20 protein-coding genes are annotated in these 20,195 nt (G+C 41.2%); 10 read left to right on the top strand and 10 right to left on the bottom strand.

The genetic code is table 11. The features are described from left to right. Positions 1-19: 19 nt before the first annotated feature. The 4 genes from hisC to MSHOH_RS21325 form a co-directional block, all read right to left on the bottom strand. A complete protein-coding gene (hisC, locus tag MSHOH_RS21340) occupies positions 20-1,120 on the bottom strand; it encodes a histidinol-phosphate transaminase (protein WP_048142762.1) in 1,101 nt (366 codons plus the stop codon). Then, complete coding sequence (locus MSHOH_RS21335; protein ID WP_048142760.1) at positions 1,101-2,288, bottom strand: acetylornithine transaminase; 1,188 nt, start codon at positions 2,286-2,288, stop codon at positions 1,101-1,103. The genes hisC and MSHOH_RS21335 overlap by 20 nt, the downstream gene beginning before the upstream one ends. Positions 2,289-2,745: 457 nt before the next feature. Continuing rightward, positions 2,746-3,864, bottom strand: a complete 1,119-nt coding sequence (locus MSHOH_RS21330; RefSeq protein ID WP_048142758.1) for a hypothetical protein — start codon at positions 3,862-3,864, stop codon at positions 2,746-2,748. Between the two features lie 412 nt (positions 3,865-4,276). Next, positions 4,277-4,759: a PUA domain-containing protein gene (locus MSHOH_RS21325; protein ID WP_048142755.1), complete on the bottom strand. Its 483-nt coding sequence runs from the start codon at positions 4,757-4,759 to the stop codon at positions 4,277-4,279. A gap of 295 nt (positions 4,760-5,054) precedes the next feature. On the opposite strand from MSHOH_RS21325, the gene MSHOH_RS21320 reads away from it, so the two are divergent. The 5 genes from MSHOH_RS21320 to MSHOH_RS21305 all read left to right on the top strand — a co-directional run bounded on the left by MSHOH_RS21320 (position 5,055) and on the right by MSHOH_RS21305 (position 9,435). Beyond that, entirely contained in the window at positions 5,055-6,161 is a 1,107-nt protein-coding gene (locus MSHOH_RS21320) for a hypothetical protein (RefSeq protein ID WP_048143766.1), read from the top strand. A 120-nt stretch (positions 6,162-6,281) separates the two neighbouring features. Continuing rightward, positions 6,282-6,692, top strand: a complete 411-nt coding sequence (locus MSHOH_RS25460) for a hypothetical protein (protein ID WP_239451099.1) — start codon at positions 6,282-6,284, stop codon at positions 6,690-6,692. Between the two features lie 15 nt (positions 6,693-6,707). Next, entirely contained in the window at positions 6,708-7,331 is a 624-nt protein-coding gene (locus tag MSHOH_RS25455) for a hypothetical protein (RefSeq protein ID WP_239451097.1), read from the top strand. 349 nt (positions 7,332-7,680) lie between these two features. Continuing rightward, positions 7,681-8,814 carry a hypothetical protein gene (locus MSHOH_RS21310; protein WP_048142754.1) on the top strand — a complete coding sequence of 378 codons (1,134 nt, stop codon included), beginning with the start codon at positions 7,681-7,683 and terminating at the stop codon, positions 8,812-8,814. Between the two features lie 51 nt (positions 8,815-8,865). After that, complete coding sequence (locus tag MSHOH_RS21305) at positions 8,866-9,435, top strand: hypothetical protein (protein ID WP_048142752.1); 570 nt, start codon at positions 8,866-8,868, stop codon at positions 9,433-9,435. Positions 9,436-9,469: 34 nt separating this feature from the next. On the opposite strand, the gene MSHOH_RS21300 is transcribed toward MSHOH_RS21305, so the two are convergent. Then, positions 9,470-9,772 carry a DUF1894 domain-containing protein gene (locus MSHOH_RS21300; RefSeq protein ID WP_048143764.1) on the bottom strand — a complete coding sequence of 101 codons (303 nt, stop codon included), beginning with the start codon at positions 9,770-9,772 and terminating at the stop codon, positions 9,470-9,472. A 269-nt stretch (positions 9,773-10,041) separates the two neighbouring features. Then, the gene (locus tag MSHOH_RS21295; RefSeq protein WP_048142750.1) at positions 10,042-11,430 is read right to left on the bottom strand and encodes a phytoene desaturase family protein; all 1,389 of its coding nucleotides are present in this window, start codon (positions 11,428-11,430) and stop codon (positions 10,042-10,044) included. A gap of 392 nt (positions 11,431-11,822) precedes the next feature. On the opposite strand from MSHOH_RS21295, the gene MSHOH_RS21290 reads away from it, so the two are divergent. Together MSHOH_RS21290 and MSHOH_RS21285 are read left to right on the top strand one after the other, a co-directional pair. Then, the gene (locus MSHOH_RS21290; protein ID WP_048142748.1) at positions 11,823-12,281 is read left to right on the top strand and encodes a DUF1890 domain-containing protein; all 459 of its coding nucleotides are present in this window, start codon (positions 11,823-11,825) and stop codon (positions 12,279-12,281) included. After that, on the top strand, positions 12,278-12,652 hold the full coding sequence (locus tag MSHOH_RS21285; protein WP_048142746.1) for a DUF1894 domain-containing protein: 375 nt from the start codon (positions 12,278-12,280) through the stop codon (positions 12,650-12,652). Before MSHOH_RS21290 ends, MSHOH_RS21285 begins: the two co-directional genes overlap by 4 nt. Positions 12,653-12,794: 142 nt before the next feature. Here MSHOH_RS21285 and purM read toward each other — a convergent pair whose 3' ends face one another. Together purM and MSHOH_RS21275 are read right to left on the bottom strand one after the other, a co-directional pair. Beyond that, a complete protein-coding gene (gene purM / locus MSHOH_RS21280; protein WP_048143763.1) occupies positions 12,795-13,796 on the bottom strand; it encodes a phosphoribosylformylglycinamidine cyclo-ligase in 1,002 nt (333 codons plus the stop codon). 22 nt (positions 13,797-13,818) lie between these two features. Continuing rightward, positions 13,819-15,237 (bottom strand): aspartate kinase, encoded by a 1,419-nt coding sequence (locus tag MSHOH_RS21275; RefSeq protein ID WP_048142745.1) that lies wholly within the window; start codon positions 15,235-15,237, stop codon positions 13,819-13,821. Between the two features lie 481 nt (positions 15,238-15,718). On the opposite strand from MSHOH_RS21275, the gene MSHOH_RS21270 reads away from it, so the two are divergent. Then, complete coding sequence (locus tag MSHOH_RS21270; RefSeq protein WP_048143761.1) at positions 15,719-16,912, top strand: cofactor-independent phosphoglycerate mutase; 1,194 nt, start codon at positions 15,719-15,721, stop codon at positions 16,910-16,912. 297 nt (positions 16,913-17,209) lie between these two features. Continuing rightward, entirely contained in the window at positions 17,210-17,671 is a 462-nt protein-coding gene (locus tag MSHOH_RS21265; RefSeq protein WP_048142743.1) for an Hsp20/alpha crystallin family protein, read from the top strand. A 264-nt stretch (positions 17,672-17,935) separates the two neighbouring features. Here the strand turns inward: MSHOH_RS21265 and MSHOH_RS21260 are convergent, their stop codons facing one another. Next, positions 17,936-18,349 carry a hypothetical protein gene (locus tag MSHOH_RS21260; RefSeq protein ID WP_048143759.1) on the bottom strand — a complete coding sequence of 138 codons (414 nt, stop codon included), beginning with the start codon at positions 18,347-18,349 and terminating at the stop codon, positions 17,936-17,938. 535 nt (positions 18,350-18,884) lie between these two features. On the opposite strand from MSHOH_RS21260, the gene MSHOH_RS21250 reads away from it, so the two are divergent. Next, positions 18,885-19,649 (top strand): coenzyme F420-0:L-glutamate ligase, encoded by a 765-nt coding sequence (locus MSHOH_RS21250; protein WP_048142739.1) that lies wholly within the window; start codon positions 18,885-18,887, stop codon positions 19,647-19,649. 90 nt (positions 19,650-19,739) lie between these two features. Here MSHOH_RS21250 and MSHOH_RS21245 read toward each other — a convergent pair whose 3' ends face one another. After that, entirely contained in the window at positions 19,740-20,063 is a 324-nt protein-coding gene (locus tag MSHOH_RS21245; protein ID WP_048142737.1) for a cupin domain-containing protein, read from the bottom strand. Positions 20,064-20,195 lie beyond the last annotated feature (132 nt).

Genomic DNA, 20,195 nt, shown 5'->3' with positions numbered 1-20,195 from the left:
AGGTTTTGGTAGCAGGGCTTTAAACTTCGCTTTTCGAAATTTCAAAAGCCCTGACAACCTTCTCATTCTGCTCAGGAGTACCGACCGTTACCCTGATAAAAGAATCTCCGGCTTCCCTGAAAGAATCACAGGAGCGCACGATTATTCCTTTCTTCAGAAGGCTCTCAGTGATCTTTTTTGCTTTTAAAGGGGCGACATCCACAAGTACGAAGTTTGCCTGTGAAGGATAAACCATAAATGGGATTTTGTCTTTCAGGTATTTTCTGCCTTCCCTTGCAAGATTTATACTTTTATTCAGATGGTCTGTGTCCGAAAGCGCAGCCAGTCCTGCTCGTAAAGCCGGAAGACTTACAGAGAACGGGGTGGCCGCTCTTGAGTACTCTTTTACAAGCCATTCAGGCATTATCCCGTAGCCCAGACGCAATCCTGCAAGCCCGAATACCTTCGAAAAAGTCCTTCCAATTACAAGGTTGTCATATTCCCTTACAAGTGCTGCAAGGTTTCTGTCCGCAAACTCAACATATGCTTCGTCCACAAACACAAGGGCATGGGTATTTTCAACGATTTTTCTCAGATCAGCTTCGGGAAGGATGTTGCCTGACGGGTTATTGGGGGAGCACAGGAAGATAATTTTTGTCCTGGAAGATACGGCTTCAAGGATTTTTTCAGGATTTACTGAGAAGTCCGGGTTCCGTCTGATAAATACGGGTTTTCCGCCGCAGGCTCTGGCAGGCAGTTCATAATAGGAAAAGGTAGGGGTAGGGACGATAACCTCGTCTCCTTTTTCAATAATTATCCTGCAAAGCCCGTCAAGAAGCCCGTCCATTCCGGGTCCCGAGGCGACAATGTTCGACATCGGAAAACCTGTGTATTTCGAGAGAGCTTCTCTTAATTCGCGTGCATCTGCTGAAGGGTAGATATTTGCTCCGGGAGCTGCCTCTACAAGAGCCCTGACAGCTTTTGGGGAAGGTCCCAGAGGGTTTTCGTTTGAACCGAGTTTGATAATCGATGTCGGGTCGAGCCCGTAAGTGGAGGCTATCTCTTCAATGGACTTTCCGGGAACGTACTCTGCAATATCAAAGATTTCCTTTTTTATCAGTTCACGCCTGCTCAAGAACATCAACTACCGCATCTATCTGTTCTTTCGTAATTACAAGCGGAGGGACAAGGCGGAGTACCGAATCCGAGGTGCAGTTTACAAGTACGCTGCGTTCCCTTGCAAAATCTACAAACTTTCCGCAGGGGTATTTGATTTCAACTCCTATCATAAGCCCTTTCCCGCGGACCTCAACAACGTCGTCCCTTGTCATGCCTGAGAGTTTTTTCATGAAATAAGCTCCCATTTCCTTTGAGCGCTCCAGAAGCTTTTCCTCTTTTATCGCCTGAATCGAAGCAAGAGCTGCCGCGCATGCAAGAGGTCCGCCTCCGAAAGTAGAGGCATGCTGCCCGCGCCCGAAGCTTAACCCGCTGCGCGCTGCAATGGCACCCATGGGGAATCCTCCTCCTATAGCTTTTGCCATGCTCATAATATCAGGTTCAACTCCGAACTGCTCTTTACAGAACCAGGTACCTGTCCTTCCGAAGCCTGTCTGCACTTCGTCAAAGATAAGGAGGGTTCCGGTCTCGTCGCAGATTTCCCTTACTTCTTTTAAATATCCGGGACCTGGGATATTGACTCCACCTTCTCCCTGAATCGGTTCAAGGATTACTGCTGCGGTGTCTTTGGAGATTGCCTCCCTTATAGCATCGGCATCGGAATACGGGACAAAGGTGGTTCCCGAACTTACAGGCGGCATAAAAGGGTCCCTGTACATGCTTTTGTGAGTCACGCTGAGTGCCCCTATGGTCCTACCGTGGAAGCAATGCTCAGTTGCTACAAATGCACTTTTTCCGGTAGTCACGCGGGCCAGTTTCATTGCAGCTTCTACGGACTCAGCTCCAGAGTTGCAGAAAAAGACACGTTCCATACCCGTAATCGATACAAGGGTTTCAGCAAATTCTGCCTGGATTTCTGTATAATAGAGATTGGAAACGTGGATCAGCTTCTCAGCCTGTTCCTGGATTGCTTTAACAACTGCCGGATGACAGTGTCCCACGTTGTTTACCGCAATGCCTGCAACGCAGTCGATATACTCTTTGCCGTAAATATCCTGAACAACTGCTCCTTTGCCTTTTGAAAGCACAAGGGGATGGTGCCCGTAAGTCTGCATTACATACTTTGAGTCTTTTTCTATAGTAGAATTGTACCTTGCCTGCAGGTCCCCGGATTCAATAATGTTTTCTGTCAAGTGAATTCCTTTCCTTAAATCTGTAATTATAAATTTATCTAAAGATCTAACAGTGAATATTTATCTTGGATGTTAAATTTTCTTTCGTCAATGTACTGAAAATTCATGAGTTTATATGTCAATTGTGAGCGTTTTAATTGGATTTAATTTTAAATGGATCTTCAATTTCTACTGAACATATCCTGGATTTAATGATTTCCTGATTAACTAGTTTCTCAGTTTAAATTTTTCCCTTACTTTTCAAAAACCGGATAGTTGCTAATTCCTTCGGAATCCTTTGAGAATAACTATTGGTTATCTGCTCTCTCTAGAAAAAGAAAATTTTCTGCTATAGAGCAAAATAAGTGCTCAAAGAAGTAAGGATCTACAGGAAAACTCTATATTCCGGGAGTAACCATTTTGAAAATTTTCAGCAGAAGAACTGTGCATTCTCAAAGCCGGATTTAAAGAGTTCCGGTTAGCTCTGGTGCTCTCCGGCTTCCTGTCTCTTTCTCTGTGATCTGGGCCCTGCAAAATGTCGGGTTCTCGCAAGAGACCTGGTTCTGGCAGATTTTTTCTCCATGCCGGGCACAAAACCGATTTTGACTTTCGGGCCGGTTTTAATCAGAGAATCTATTTCGACCAGGTCCGCAGCTTTTATGAGGTTCTCTTCAGTTTCACCCTTTAACGGCTCCTCTGCCTCAACCATAAGCACTTTCCCTAAAGCGTTAACCTCTGCAAGAGGCGGCATTTCTCCTGATGCTTCTCGTAAAAAAGATACTCCTGAAGGTGCTTTTATTGTGCCGTCCACTCTCGCTTTTTCGTGCAGGAACACAGCATCAGCTCTTACTCCTCCGAAGACTCTGCTGTTCCTTCCAATATGTACCTGCCCTTTCGAAATAAGGTTTCCATAGACAGTACTGTTTTCTCCTATTGTTATGTTTCCTTCCGAACTGATGCTTCCTTTAAGGATCAGATTTTTTCCGGTTTCGACAGACTGTACCCTGAGATTTCCTATAAGGTAGCAGTTGCTCCCGATAACCGCTTTTCCGCCAACCTCAATGGCTTCAGGAGATATTCTTGTGTCTGCGGGTATGATAAGTACTTTTTCCGCAGGTTCTTTTCCATCAAGTTTCTCTCCCTCCTCAGAGTCATCAAAAAGCTCTTCAAGAGCTTTTTCTACTTCTTCTCCTTTTCCAAGGCGCATCATTTCTCTGATATACAGAAGCAGAAACATTATTACTGGGACAGGGTTCCTGACAATGATCCAGCCTTTGGCTTCAAATCCGCCTTTAATTTTGACTTCCTTTCCTACGTCCAGGTCCCCTTCTACAATCAGTTTTCCATCAATGGTGACAAATTCTCCCAGATAGGCGTTTCTTCCGACCTTAACTCCACTGCCTATTTTTGACCACATGTCAATTCTGGCATCAGAGAAGGCTACCACATCCCCTGAAACAGCAACCCCTTCTCCCATGATGACAGTATCTCCGGATATACAGTACTGGACGCTGGAGTGGTTGCCGACAATAACATCTCCCTCTACTATAATTCTGTTTGTTTCTATTCTGGTATTGTCGGGAACCAGAAGGTACATTAGGATCTGCTCTGGCTCTGAGATATTTTCACTCTCCGGGGAAACTTTTTTATGATCTGGTGTAAAGATTTCAGGTGCGGATTCAGGGAAAGTTTTTTATGCAGCAATACTGAAAACACAACTCTTTATTTTGTGAGTAGTATTCATATTCATGCAAAAATAACTGTCTATGATATATTCTTATCCATTTTTTTCGCTCATTCTCATTTTTTGAGCAGTAAGGATTACATCTTATATATTATATCTAGCTATATGAAAATTTGTATAAAAAGTAAAAATTCTTTTGCTCTTCTGTATAAAATTTAAAATTTTTTAACTACCTTTATTTTCTTTATCTGATCTTCCGCATTCTTTCTTTTTCTTACTGTTTCACACTTTATAATTTACTGATCGGTTTCCAGATCTCAAGGATTTATTCTTCTTTTTTCGAACCAGTTCCTACCCGTACATCTACAGCTGCTCCACTGTCAAGAGAAAGGATCTCTACAGGAGATAAGAGCAACTGCCCTGTTGCAAGCAGCCTGTCTGCTTTATCTGTAACGAGCACTTCTTCTCCAGCTCGAAGTTCCTGGTCAATCTCAATTACATGCTTTGCAAAAGCAGTTTTCCCTGCCTCCACAAAAGGAGCAGCGTCATCTGATATGACTACCCTGAACTTTTTTTTCGGTAGAAGACTGTGGACTATGGAAGCACCTTCAATACTGAGAGTGAAAAAGCCGTCCTTTGCTCTTGCAGTTGCAATTCTCCTGCCTGAATAAAGGACCTGGCGTACTCTTTTTGTCCGAGACAACTGGAACGTTGATCCGTCAGGAAAGAGCTCTGCTCCTGTACCTTTCCCGAACTGGTAGTCCGCAATCATACGGACTCTCGAAAGCCTTTCTAGGTCGCAGGTCATGAGGCTAAATAATATATGTAGACCTTAAAACCGTTCCGGTCATGGGACTTTGGAAAAAAGACTGCTAGGAGAATATGTAAATTTATATTTTCCAGATGAAATAATAAATTATTTATATTTTGTATCTTTTAACCAGTAACTGTCTGGAAGTGCAAATTTCGTAATAATGTCTATAATAATTACCTGAGTTGAGACTGCGATATAAATATGATTCTCAAACCTCAGGTATTTAATTCTGCAGATGGAAATTTCTCTGGGGCCAGCTACAATCTTAAAACAAAGAAGTGGGATTGTTTTGATTCGCAAAAACGTTTCTTTAGATGAAGTTCACCTCCAGAAACTCCAGCCTCTGCTGGAAAAGAATGGAGGAAATTTAAGTGCAGCAATAAGGGAAGTAATCGACCTGTTTAGCCTCTGCCCTGAAAGCCATGAAACTCTAAAAGAGACCGCTGAAAGCCTGAAAAGAAAGGAAAGTTTGCCTGAAATAAGGGAACAGTTTCTCAGGAGCGGAGAATATGTAATGATAAATCAACAGATGATGAAGTGGCTTATGAGAAGCAGTGCTGGTAAGCTTATTGATAAAGATATTGTCCATGGACTTATAAACCCTTATCTGATCACCACCATATCTGAGCTGGAAGAGCACCTGAACAACACCAGTAGACTAATGGGCTGGAAAATTGAAGTCCTGAGTTCTGCTAAAGAAAGCTTTCAAAATGAGGATGCAACTATAGATTTTATTGGGGGAGACAGGGACCTTCGCGAGTTGTTCGTAAAAACTGTCTGTATTTTCCTCTCATGCTGGATGGGCCTGGACGCAGAAGCACTTCACAGAAAGTCCAACTCAATTACCGTATACCTGAGGCATTCTGCCCGGCATGACATACAGGATATAACTCCTGGAGTCAGGAAACACTTTGGTTCTAAAGACCTCCTATATAGGGAAATTGAGAGAAAACCTGCTTTCTGGGTAACGCTTGCCGAACTCTATACAAAATTCAACTATCAAAGGGTAAATTTGGACAAGAATCTTTTTGAAGCTTTGTTGGCAGGAAAATTACCTGATATCACAAAATATTTTGAAATTAAAGCTGATCGCCCTCTTCGTGAAATCCCTCTTTCGGAATTGCTTCCCCTCTTTAAATACCTTGTAGTTGCCTCACAGCTTGTGAGCGATGTTGAGATATTCGCTGAGAAAGGGAAAGAGTACATCAAAATCAGACACGATTACTCTGATGAATGTGTAGTGTTAAAACTTATCCAGCTGTTTTCCAATTTATTTGAGGCTGGCCTGCACAGATTCAGTGTAACTTACGTGTCAGGGCTTATAATTTTTGATTTTTCACTTCCTGAGACTTCATTGCAGGATGCTGTAAAAGTCTCTTCGGATCTGGATTTTTAAAAAAAGCACCAACTTTTATAAACATGAAATCATCTAAATCTGCTTTAATTTTAAGTCTAGAATGTGCCTGCGCCGCAGGCTGTTTATTGAAAAACAACTTTTATAATGCAGGGATAGCCTTTGATTCGCAAAAACGTTTCTATGGAAGATGAATACCTTCAGAAATTGCAGCCCTTCCTGGACAAAAATAATGGGAACCTGAGTGCTGCAATAAGGGATGCAATAGAGCTTGCAGATGCTGCTCTTCAGGGTCATGAGTCCGTAGAAGACGCCATGGAATACCTTACACAGGGCTCAACAAAGTATCCTGAGATTCGTAATAGCCTGATCGAGAGCGGAGAATGCATATTAATCAGCCAGTTATCATTCAGGTGGCTTATTGAAAACACTGATGGAATACTGGTAGACGATGAACTTGTAAGTGAAATTTTCAATCCGTACAAAATAAGGAGTGTTTCAAACCTCATTGAGTATCTCAATAAGCGCAGTCTGAACATGGGCTGGGGTATTGAAGTTTACGCCAGCACCTAGGAGGATAAGTCCGAGGTGATAGTAATCGAAAACGGGGATCCCAGTTTGAGAGCATATCTTGCTGAAGCGGTCTCTATCTTCCTCGGCCGCTATCTAAACCTTGATGTTCCTTTTGTCCATCGGAAATCTAATTCGATTCGTATCTTTCTTAAGGACCATAAATCCGATATGGATGTTCCTCCCGGGATTAGAAAGAACTTTGGAACTCTTGACTATACTTTTAAAGAAATTAGAAGCAAGCCTGATTTCTGGACCTCTCTAGTAGAAAGATACAGGTTACAGAGATATGAGCGGATAAACCTTAACAGGGATGTATTTGAATCCCTTCTCTCGGGGGAGATTCCTGATGTAACAAGTTTTTTTGAAGCATCTGCAGGTAAGCCTATTCAGGAAATTCCTTTTTACGAACTGCTTGCCATTTGCAAAAAATTGGCTTTTGTTACCCAGCTTGCCAATGATATTGAAAGAACAGTTGAGGGAGGAAAGATGAATATAAAAATTCGGCATCAATTTTCTGAAGAAACTGCGATTACGAAACTTATAGATTTTGTTTCAAAAATATTCAAGGCAGCAGGTTATACATTTGAGGTCAGGACCGTATCAAATCTTATCATTATGGAATTTACGGACGGATGTTAATATCTTTCCCATAGCTGCTAAGACTGGTATGCTGCCTTTTACCTCATTAATGATAATTGTCCTTTTCCTTCCTCCTCTAACAGAATAAAAAATTTAAATGAACTGTCTGTGTAAATCTGGCTTTTTACCTTTTGTTTTTGAGTTAATTTTGTTTTTTATGCTTGTGTTTTTTTCGTTTTCTTTCTTTTAGACTTTTATTCTTAAATATAAGTCTTCTGTTCTATGCTCCAGCAAAAAAATTAATAAGTAGAAACTACAATCTATTACTGACTTACAAATATAGAAAAGTGCAGAGAGCGAGGTAAACTCGATTTTTCTGCATTCCAAAAAGGGAAAAGAGGATGTCCACTTGATAGTTCGAAAAAACATCTCGATTGACCAATGTTACATAGATAAATTAAAGCCCTTTCTGGACAAAAATAATGGAAATTTAAGTGCAGCGATAAGGGACTCTATCGAAACTGCCTCTGAAGTTATCGAAGGAAAGAAGAATGAAAACGGAGAAAAAAACTCAAGTCAGGCTTTAAAAAATGCGGAGTCTCGCAATAAACTGATTGAAGAAGAAGAATTTCTGCTTATCCATCATACCATGCTTGAGTGGTTTATTAAGAAAACTTCTGGCCTGCTTATTGAAGAGTCGAATGTATACGAATTAATAAACCCGTATACTATTAAAAGAATTCCTGATTTTATTAATTATGTAAACGCGCTGAATGACAGACTGGGCTGGAAAATTAAAGTAGACGCAGAATTCGCTGGAAGCCCGGAACCAGAATCTTTAATCCTGACCCTTTCAAATGGCAATCCCTGCTTCAGGGGAGTAATTGCCCATAGCCTTTCCCTCTTTCTGGCAAAACATATGAAGCTTGACATACAGGGCCTGTTCAGCAAGTCAAATGTGACTAAAGTTTATTTTAAAAGGTTTGAATTTCTTGACTACGAAAAAGTCCCTAAAGGACTTGAGGAATACTTCGGACCAATGGAGAGCACTTTCAAGGAGATCCAGAGAAAACCGGAATTCTGGAAAAATCTTATCAAAATCTACAGGGATCAAAACTACCAGCGGCTCAGCATGAATAAAAAAGTTTTTGAAGCTTTTGTTTCCGGAAGTCTTCCTTCAGTAGAGGATATGGCAAGAGAATTCGAGTTATTTACGGGCAAACCCCCGGAGGCTTTCACACTTGCAGAACATATAATGATTTTCAAAGCACTTTACCTTACTGACAGTATAGGAACCGAAATCGAAGTCTGTACTGAGAAGGGCAGCGAGTGTGTGAGATTAATTCACGATTACTCTGATAGTAAGGTATGCGAGCGTGTTGCATTATACTATTCAAATATTTTCAAGTACACTGGTCATCCGTTCACGGTCTCTTCCAGCCCTCATATGATTGTTTTTGAATTCAGAAAAAACGTAGATGTTAGCTGCACCTATAAGTCAAGAGTCTTAAGTACGGAGTCTGCATCCTCCTTTACACAATGAATTTTTACCAGGATGGATAAATTCATATGTGGGAGCTTACTATCCCTTTTTATGAGTGACGTAATTCTGCTCTGGGACTGTCCCCTTCTTTTTGAAAAACTGTTTGTAGAGTACGGGCTTGAGTGCAGCCGTGCGCTCTCAACATCCCTTGGCACCCCTTACCTGCCAGCCTGTAAAATCCTTATCCTGCCGACCGGTTTTGCAAATAAACAGTATACAAAAACAGGGTCCGGGCTTGAGCGCGGCAAGCGTTCTCTTGAAAAATTTGTGACAAAAGGCGGAACCCTTCTCATTTTCAGTCCTCTTGTGCCTGAGTATGAGTATGAGTGGCTGCCTTTCTCTCTGAAATACGTAATGGAAGAAAATTCCTGCACACCCCATCCTGTGGACGAACACGAAGCTCAGAAACTTGTAGAAAACATCATTCCCCCTGCAGGATGTGACGGCTATTTTTCAGAGACAGATGCTCAAGTTGTTCTTGAAGATGACAGAGGCAGGCCTATTATGGTCGTAAAAGAAATCGGAGAAGGTATGATTGTCGCGACCACGATCCATGAGTTGCCTGCAGCCGGATTCTTTGAGTGCAGGGCTGCTGCATGTACGAGAAAGGTTAAAGCCTGAAAACTGAATCCTGACTAAAAGTCTCATTTTAGTCTCATTTTATCTTCTTTACATTTTTGTCCTTTTTATACTGCTCTCTAAGTTTCTTGATTTCCTCTGCTTCATCTTTCATCCTCAGTACAAAGAGACCGAAGCAGGGCTTTATGAATTGGAATAATATGGCATTTCCTGAAAAACCAACAGGAATAGCTGTACCCAGAAGGAAAATACCTTTTATACTGTACCCTCCGGGTACCAGATACACTTCATCCGAACGTTCCTTAATAAAGTTTTCGCATTCTTTCGGAGTTGCGTTCTTCAGGAGAATCTCAAAGTCGTATTCGCTTAGACACACCATTTTTTTGTACCTTTTATGTTTTTTCTCTGGAATAATCCGGAAAACTTCGATAACTATCACTGCCTCAAACGACTGCGAATTTATTTACAAATTAAAATTATGTGAGGGATAATATATAGAGATAACACTTTGAAAAAAGGAGTGGAAAATGAAGAACGAAAGATTCTATAGAATTCTTTGATTTAATCAAAATATTGTTCTGCAGCATTTTTTTAAATAATTTTTTTTCTTGGTAATGTTTGAAGGCTCAAAAAATAAAAGATACAACATTACGAATCCAGGATTTTTTCCTTTCTCAGAACAGTTATGAGTTTTACTATAGAATAAGCAGCTCTGGTTATCCCCATACTTCGGTCATCTGCATCTGTACCAACTAAATATAAATTTTTTATTGGGGTGACCGTATCTGCAATAAAACCGTCTATTGCCACAGAAGCTTTCTCTGGAATAGTGATCTGGTAATGAACCATATCTATATGTTTATTTATACTAGGATAAACTCGTAAAATAGTATTATACGCTTCCAGCTTTTCAGATTCTAAAGAACTGTTTTCATCTATGGAAAACATGAATCCCACAAGCTTTTTACCTTTGGGAGCAAAACTCTTATTGTAATTGCTTATTGGCATTGCCCAGAAGGACTTTTTCTTAAACCACACTTCTCCTCCTATGTAGTTGAACTCTTCAAATGCTTCATCCAGACCAAGCCATATAGTCAAAGATTTTGATTGCTTGATTCTATTCAAATCCGAAATATAAGGTGCAGGTAAATCAGTAATATATTTGGGGAGATCCTTTGCAAAAGCTGAGTAAACGATTATATCTGCAAAGTAGGGGCCTTCCTTTGTTAAAACGCCTTTTGCAATATCGTTTTCTGTGACTATCTTCTCTACGGCAGTATTAGTTTTAATCTCAACTGTTTCTGGTAGAGAATACAGAATGGAATTTAATACCGCTTTCAAACCATTTCGTGGATAATACTGATTATAATTTACTTTATTATTGTTTAACAGTCTGCTGACATAAGACAATCTTTTAAATTTATCACTATGTTGATGTTCACTATTTTCACGAATAATATCCTTATCGATATCCTCTTCAATAAATCCCCCTCCTACAAACATTCTCTGAACTGATGTCTCTTTTGCAGATTTTCCGGATAAGAAATAACTGAATGTGTCCATGAATTCTTTTGTATCAGATGAAAGTGTGTTCCACGGCAGGGACTGATAAACTGAGACATTAGAAATATCTGCTCCAAACTCCCAGGAAAGCAGCATTTTAGTTAATGACTGCGCAATTATCAGACGATCCTTTCTTGGTAACACATCCATTGTAAGGTAACCTTTAAGGGTAGTAGGTACCTCTTTTAGGCCTTCTTCCTCACGAATAAAATAATCCCCATAATCAATAAGAGCAGGGACATAATCAAAATAATTCTCCATTAAGTATCTTAGCGGTCCGCCATTGTGGAGTTGAGTAATAGCATGAGGCCCTGTATCAACCCGATAGCCATTAACGAGGTAACTATTGCAGTTATTTCCCAAATTTCTATTTTTTTCTAAAAGAAGAACATTCTTCCCGGATTTAGACAACACCAGAGCAGACAATAATCCACTGACTCCACCACCTACTACGATTGAATCATAACTGTTCATAATATTTCTTTATAGAGTAATATTAATTAATAATTTTCTGTCACTGAGAACAACAATTTTCAAATATTCAATATGATTTTAAGCTTCAATGTCCAGGCTGGAAGGCAGGAAAACTCTGAGATCTATTTTAAAACTGGTCTTGATAATTTATATATTAAAAATGATAAAATCGGAATGACCAAATTAGACATGGTCAAAATTAGATATAGTCAAAATTAGATATAGTCAAAATTAGATATTACAGCAGTTGAAACACGGACTTATGGATAAGCTGTTTGATTAAAACGTTATCTTGTTTTCAAGAGGCTTTGTAATCTCAATTGCAAAGATTGAAATTCAGGATTAACCAATATCCCACTCTTACAGATAAAGTATCTCAGAGATGAAATGTTATGGCCGGCGCAAAAGTTCTCCTCATGATGGGATGTCCCGAGATCCCGATTCAAACCAGCATTGCTCTGTATCTTTCCCATAAGCTTACCAAACTAGGGTTCGATGTAAGCGTTGCCGGGACAGAAGCCGCAACCAGGCTTTTGAAAGTCTCTGACTCCGACGGCTACTATGCAAAAAATCTTGTAAGCCTCGATAAAACCCTGGAGGACATCATGGAGAAAAGAGATGATTTCGATATTTGTTTCGCTTTTATGCATAACGATGCCGGGATGACTTATGCAGCAACTATGAGTGCAATTTCTCAGGCAAAGCTGTACTCAATTGTCTTTGGCAGGAACGCCGAGGCTCTGGCTGAAACTATTGAATTCGAGGGTGAAAAGATCATTGCAAAAGATGTTCACAACCCTCTTCGTCTCAAAAACAAACTGGATAAAGTAGTGGAGGGAATAATCGGATGAGCTGTATTGAGCAGATGAAGTACACAATCCTCCTGGAAAAAACGACTTACAGAGATGCCAGAGAGTACATAGAAAAAAATTCGGATGAGGTCTATTATGTATCTCCAGGTTACAAGATCTTTAAGGACTACCACATTATAGGAGTCCCTCCAATTGCTATGGGAGCTAAGGGCAGTGCCCTCATTTTCACATATACAAAGCCCTGCCATGGAACTTTTGTCCTGACCGTGGACAACGAGGACAGCATAAAGGAGATTGATCGGCTCAGGGAAATGGAGAAAGAAAAGGCAACTACCCCATTGAAGAAGAGCAAGCCTTCTGAAAGCTCGAAAGTATCCTCGACCAGTTACCAGGATATGTGGAAAAAATAAGTTAAGAGTTAGAAAATCAAAATTTGGAAAAAAAAGAACTGAGAAAAAAGTTAGAAAAATTGAGTTTAGAGGAAACGAGTTTTCCCCAGTTTTCCTCTACGTTAACTCTCAAAATTGAGTTTTATTATTTTTATTTTTACTTTCACTCTATTACAAGGTCTTTAACCCTGATCCCACTTTCCACTATTCTTCCTACAATTTTTCCGCCTGTTATCTCTGCAGCTTTTGCGGCATCTTTTTCCGGCAGGATAATCAAAAAGCCCATTCCCATATTGAAGGTTCTGTACATTTCGAGATTGTCTACTCCGCCTTCTTTCTGCAGGAACTTGAAAATTTCCTGGGGCTCCAGAGGATCATAGAAATCAAAACCAAGCTTAGTTACTCTTCTCAGTTTCAAAAGCCCGCTGCCTGTTATATGAGCAAGCCCGTGGACTTCGCACTCTTTAAGGACATCAAGGATTTCAATATAGATTCTGGTGGGTTCGAGAAGGTCGTCTCCTATGGTTTTTGAACCATCATAGGGGCAGGGGTCATGATAAGAGTAGCCGGATTTCTCCATGATCTTTCTTACCAGAGTGTAACCGTTACTGTGGACTCCTGTACTAGGAATACCGACAATCATGTCTCCTACCTGGACTTTCCCTCCTTCAATAATATTCTCCTTTTTGAGAAAACCGAGGCATGTGCCTGCAAGGTCAAAGCCTTTAATGATGTCGGGCAGGGTTGCGGTCTCCCCGCCTACAATTGACATCCTGGATATTTCGGCTCCTTTCAGCAGCCCTTCTCCGATCTGTGCGGCAAAGCCCTCTTCATGCTTTTCAAGGGCAAGATAATCCACAAAAGCTACAGGCTCAGCCCCGATAGCCAGAAGGTCATTAACATTCATTGCAATGCAGTCTATCCCTACGGTGTTCCAGCGCTGCATCTCGTTTGCAATAAGGACTTTTGAGCCCACTCCATCCGTTGTCAGGGCAAGGGCGTATTCTCCGAAGTCCAGAAGCCCTGCGTAATGTCCTATCCCTGTGAGAGGGGCTCCGATACCTTTTCGAACGTAACTTAATTTATCGATAAGGGTTTTGACGGTTTTTTCTTCCTCTGTAATATCCACGCCCGAATCCGCATATGTTAGGTGCTTTTCGCTCACTCTCTGACCCTTCCTGCCTGCTTCATAACTTTTTCTCAATTCCATTCCCGTTGTAAAGTTCAAATTCGTCATGCAGGGTTTTGACTGCGGCAAATGCGTCATCTTCCCTGACCACGAAAGATATATTGTACTGTGAAGATCCCTGGCTGATCATAATAATATTAATCATCGAATTTCCAAGTGCTCCAAATACTCTTTTTGCCACTCCGGGAGTTCCTGCCATACCTGCACCCACAACCGCAACCACACAGACGTTTTTGTCAGAAGTAATTTCCTTTACGATTTCCCGGTTGAATTCGGAATGGAGGGCTTTTAATGCAGGTTCTACGTGAGACTCACTGACCACGAAAGAGAGATTGGATTCTGAAGAACCCTGGCTGATCATAACGATGTTCACTCCTGCCCTTGCAAGTGCTGTAAAGAGCCTTGCCACAGTCCCGACTGTCCCTGCCATTTCAGCTCCCGAAATGTTAATAAGGGCTACGTTTTTGATCAGGCTTACCGCTTTTACAACATGTCTGCACTGAAACTTTTCTGCCACCACAAGTGTGCCCGGGAACTCCGGATCAAAGGTGTTCTTGACACGTACAGGAATATGTTCACGCATTGCAGGTTCAATGGTGCGCGGGTGCAGCACGTTTGCCCCGAAATAGGAAAGTTCCATAGCTTCTGCATAGGAGATCTGCGGGATGGTCTTTGCTTCGGGCACGATTCTCGGATCCGTAGTCATAATTCCGTTGACTTCTTTCCAGAGCCAGATCTCATCGGCTTTCAGGGCTGCCCCAAGGATGGAAGCTGAGAAGTCAGACCCGCTTCTTCCGAGGGTGGTAATTATTCCATCTTCGTTTTCTCCTATGAAGCCTGTTACCACAAGGACATGGGAATCAAGCCTGCACCCAAGTCTCTTTAATACAAGCTCGTATGTCTTTTCAAGGGGACGAGCATTTCCGTAATCCGATGTGGTTACAATCCCTGCCTCTCCTCCTGTATATTCTATTGATGAAACTCCAAGGGAACGGACAGCCCCTGAAACTATCGGAGCCGCCAGACGTTCTCCATAGGAGGAGATATAATCAATTGACCTGTAGGTAAGTTCGCCCAGATAGCAGATTCCGATCAGTGCTTTTTCAAGCTCTTCAATCCTGATGTCAAGTATCTGGAGGACTTCTTTTGCGACATTGGGATCATCAATGGCATCCCTCACGGCTCCGTGGTGTTTGTTTGTAAGCTCTGTTTTAAATTCTTTCACAAGCGAAACCTTGCCCTTTGTTGAGGCAAGGCGAGCATTTTCCAGAAGCCTGTCGGTTACTCCACCGAGTGCCGAGGTTACCACCACGATCTGGTTGCCCTCCTCATGGTATCTTTTAAGAAGCTGGGCAACGTGACGGATTTTTTTTCCGTCTCCAACGGAAGTTCCTCCAAATTTCATTACAATTTTCATGATCGGATCACGTTTTGGGATTAAGTCTGATATTCTGACACATTTACTTTTTTCAATATGTAGCTCTTAGTATTTTGGATTAATTAATTTTGACTTTCCTGATCTATACTCTTCAGGCTAATTATATACTGGATCAATCAATCTGAGATTAGCATTTATCAAATCCAAGAGATCCTGCTACGCTTACAGTCTGTCTCTTTATATATAAGCTGCCTGTAAAGAACAGCGTCTCCGGCTCTTCTGCCACTTAATATATTTTATGCTGAGAGCCTGTCGTGTATAGGATATGGATACTATATTATAATGTTTGTGTAAAATGAGTTAAGGATTAGATTTGAATGAATTAAGGATGAGACGTTAGGATCGGCAGAAAAAGCTTGCTGGCAGATACCGGAAAAATACCTTAAAGGTGTCTGGTAGAAAGTAATATATTTTATCCGTAAGATGAGAAAGTGTAAAACAGTTGGAAACAGGTGAAGCAATGAAATATGCCGTACTTATAGGAGATGGAATGGCGGATTATCCCATAAAGGAACTTGGAGGCAGGACAATTCTCCAGGCAGCCCAAACCCCTGCTATGGACTCCATTGCAGCGCGCGGGAAAGCCGGGCTTGCAAAGACCGTACCTGATGGTTTTCCTCCCGGAAGCGATGTTGCAAATATGTCAATTCTCGGTTACGATCCTGCAATCTATTATTCAGGAAGGGCTCCTCTGGAAGCTGCGAGCATGGGAGTGGCTCTTGCAGCTGATGATGTGGCTTTCAGGTGCAATCTTATTACTATAGAAAATGGGATGATAAAAGACTACAGTGCAGGGCATATCAGCAGCGATGAAGCAGAGATTCTTATCGACACGCTTGATTCCGAACTCGGGACAGAAAAAGTCAGGTTTTATCCCGGCATAAGTTACAGGCACCTCATTGTTTCCGGGAATAACCTTGGAGCTAAAACGGAGTGTACGCCTCCGCATGACATCACAGGAGAGAAAAAAGATAATTATCTTCCCAGAGGAGAGGATGGGGAGTTTTTTTCAGGGTTGATTGAGGCTTCCACGGTTGTTCTGGAACTGCACCCTGTTAACCTGAAAAGAGTACAGGAAGGCAAAAACCCGGCAAATTCCATATGGGTCTGGGGACAGGGTTATGCTCCAAAGTTCACGACTTTTAAAGAACTTTACGGAAAAAAAGGAGCTATCATTTCCGCAGTGGACCTGCTTAAAGGCATAGGAATCTATGCAGGTCTGGATGTAATTGAGGTCCCCGGAGCAACCGGTTATCTGGACACCAATTATGAAGGAAAAGCCAGTGCAGCTATTGAAGCTCTGAAGACCAGGGATCTTGTTTTCGTGCATGTGGAAGCTCCTGACGAGGCAGGACACGAAGGTAGTGTTGAGAAAAAGCTGAAAGCAGTTGAGGACTTTGACAGCAGGATAGTTGCCCCTATCCTTAAACATGCTGAAGCATCAGAAGAACCGTTTACGATTCTTGTACTGCCGGACCATCCGACTCCGGTCTCGGTGAAGACTCATACGAGAGATCCTATTCCTTTTGCAGTCTACAGAACTGATAAACCCGATCTTGATAGTGTGGAAACCTTTGATGAAGAATCAGTTAAAAATGGCTCTATGGGGCTCGTAAAAGCTTCAGATCTTATAGGAATGCTTGTAAAGAACTGAATTTTCAGGTTCTTTATAAGATTTTCTGTACCCGGGTTCTTTATGAGATTTCTGTAACCAAATTCTTCATAGATTTATTATCAGTTTCCAAACCTGAAGTCTTTTAATTTTTCCGGAAATATCTCTTAATCGGGTTTTTCAGAGATTTTTTTCTTTTATACACTTATTTTGTTCAGGTTCTTTTTTTCCGTACATTTTAGTGAAATTACCTGAGAAAACTTATATATCCTTTCTCAATATATTCAAAATAGCACATCTATATCTGCATCATTTTTTTATTTAAGGGGGAATATTGAAATGAGATGGCCTGCTAAAAGATCGTTTTCAGGACCCTCACGCTGGGATCCTTTTGAAGAGATTAGAAGAACACAGGAACGTCTGAACCAGCTGTTTGAAGACTTCATGCCCATGGAAGAATGGGGAGGCGGAAAAGTATACACTCCTGCCATCGACATAAAGGAAGAAGAAGATAAACTTCTGGTCACCACAGACCTCCCAGGAATCAATAAGGAAGATGTGGAAATCAACCTCAAAGAAGATATGCTTGAGATCAGTGCGAAGACCGGCAAGGAAAAAGAGTCCGAAGAAGAAGGATACCTGCGTAAGGAAAGATCATACACGCAATTTTACCGTGCAGTCCGCCTGCCAACCAGTGTCAAGGAAGAAGGCTCTACTGCAAAAATAGAGAATGGTGTTCTGACAATATCATTGCCTAAAGCGAGAATCGAAGAGCCGACAAAAAAAATACAGATTGAGTAATACAGATTGAGTAATTCTTCCAGAAAAAGAAAGTAAACTCTATTATAACGAACCAGGAGAGACAACTGATCTAGGAGAGGCTGCACGTTTTTTCGCAGTCTTTTAATTTCATTTTTTTATTTCTGCTTACTTATTTCTGCTTACTTATATTTTCCAGTCAACATATTTTCTATCAATTAACGGTTTATTCGGTATTTTTCTCACTGGCTCATTTTAACTGCTTTTTCCTATTCCGCCTTATTTCAGAAATTTTCTTATCAAGTTTCAGGTATAGTGCGGGAAAATGTATTTGGTATCTTTAGGCTTTTCCAGTTCTTCAATTTCTAATTTTTCATCTTCTTCATCAGGGAATTCTTTGGTCTTCCGGGCTTCAGACCTTGCAAGCTCCGGATGCTGCTTTAGAAATTCTATGGAATAATCTGTGGTTTCCCTGGATGATGCTCTGAAGGTTTCATCAATCTCCTCCCTGCTAAACTGCCCGTGGTAAAGAAGGAGTTGAGTTATCTTTTCCCGGGTTGCCTGAGGCTCATTTTTATAGTCCAGAGAATAGTACAGTTTACTTACAATAACTCTTAAGGCTCGAGCTTTACCCCGGTGTGCCTCTTTGAAATCAAACGGACTTTTTTCTTTGATTTTTTGTATAATTTCATTCAGGTCGTACTGGCTGATTCTTAACACCCCTTCAGAAATTGGTTTGCATACTAGATAAAAATTCTTAAATGCGCTCCTGAAATGAGTGGAATACCTGAAACCTGACACAGATTAATCTGACACAGATAGAGGTAAATTTGAGAAATGTAGAATGGATAAAAACTCGGAAAAAGAGAATTCATAACCAAAACAAAGTAAGTATCAGGACAAAGTAAGTGCAAGGTGAAAAAGTGCGGCATCAGGAAATTGTTCTCATCATCTTTTGCTCAGCTGGGGTAACTCTCATCATCGCCGCAAAGCCCAGTATATCGGTGGTCTTATTTATGGTTACTGCCTTTACTGCTGTAAATTATTCATTTACGGGATTGTCTCCGGAATTCGGCGAAATCAACCTTATTTAAAATCAACGTTATTTAAAATGAGAAAAAAGCCCTGATTCAAAAAGATCGGATTCCGGATTTTTATAATCCTTACCAGAGCCCAATATTACTAACCCTTATCGAGAACTTAAAAACTTTGTTGTTCCATACTTTATAACCTTTAAAACCTTTGAGGAAGCCCTTTGAAATTTGAAGCAATTGCCGTAGAAAAGATTCCCCTTATACATAAAGGGGATGACCTGCCCTCTATCATCTGTGAGAGAATTGAACTTCAGGACAGAGACATTATTGTTATTGCCTCAACCATTGTTGCAAAAACCGAAGGGGAAATCTTCAGGCTCGAAGACATTATCCCGGAAGAACAGGCTCTTGAAATAGCAGCCCGGACAGGAAAAGATGCCCGCTTTATCCAGGCTGTCCTGGCAAGGAGCAGGGAAGTTTTTGTCGAAGCGCCTTTCATGCTTGTAACAACACTTGCGGGGCACACCTGCGTTAACGCAGGAGTTGACGAATCCAATATTGAGCACGGATTTCTACTCTACCCTCCTGAAAACTCGGACGCCAGTGCTTCAAAACTTGGAAATGAGCTCGAAAGAATTAGTGGAAAAAAGTTAAGTGTAATTGTTACGGACACGAACGGAAGAGCCTTCAAGATCGGGCAGACCGGGGTTGCTATAGGGATTTTCAAAATCAAACCGATAAAACGCTGGATAGGGGAAAAGGATCTCTTCGGCAAAACCCTGGAGATTACAGAAGAAGCAATTGCTGATGAGCTTGCAGGCGCTGCCAACCTTTTAATGGGAGAAGGAGCAGGCGGCATTCCCGTTGTAATCATTCGCGGGCTTGATTACTACTTCGAAGGGAACACATCTATAAAAGAGTCATACCGCCCTGAAGATATGGATGTTCTCAAAAAAGGGCTTCGATGCCTGCGAAACAAAAGATGAGTTTCTTCGAAATAGAGATGAGTTGAGAAGAAGAAAATGGGTTAAAAATAAAAGTTCGAAATTCAGGTTTAAAGTAAAAGTTAAGTAAGATTAAGACCGGATCATGGTCAGAATCATTTTAAATCTTTCAAGGGCATGCAGAGCATGAGGCTCATTGGCAGGCATTATGATCATATCCCCTTTCTCCAGGACATTCTTGTTCCCGGAAATTGTGATTTCTGCCTTCCCGTCTATTACCTGAACCATGGCATCAAAAGGTGCCGTATGTTCGTTCAGTCCTTCCCCTTTGTCGAAAGCAAATATGGTCACGGTTCCCGTGCCTTTACGGATAATTTCCCGGCTTACAACAGCCCCATTCTGATATTCAATTAGATCTTCTACCTTCAGCGTCCTGGCTCTTAACTCTTCAGACATCACTCCACCTCTTACTTCGGTTCCATAATTGAGGTTCTCAAACTAGAATTTTGCCTTAAAAACTTATTCTTTTTTCCCCTAACTCCGGTCTATAATTCTTTTTTTCAATAGCGGCAGCTTTAAATATCATAA

This window comes from Methanosarcina horonobensis HB-1 = JCM 15518, from assembly GCF_000970285.1.
Classification (GTDB): Archaea; Halobacteriota; Methanosarcinia; order Methanosarcinales; family Methanosarcinaceae; genus Methanosarcina; species Methanosarcina horonobensis.
Note: the sequence above shows the minus strand (reverse complement) of the source record. Positions and strands in the feature narration are given on the sequence as shown.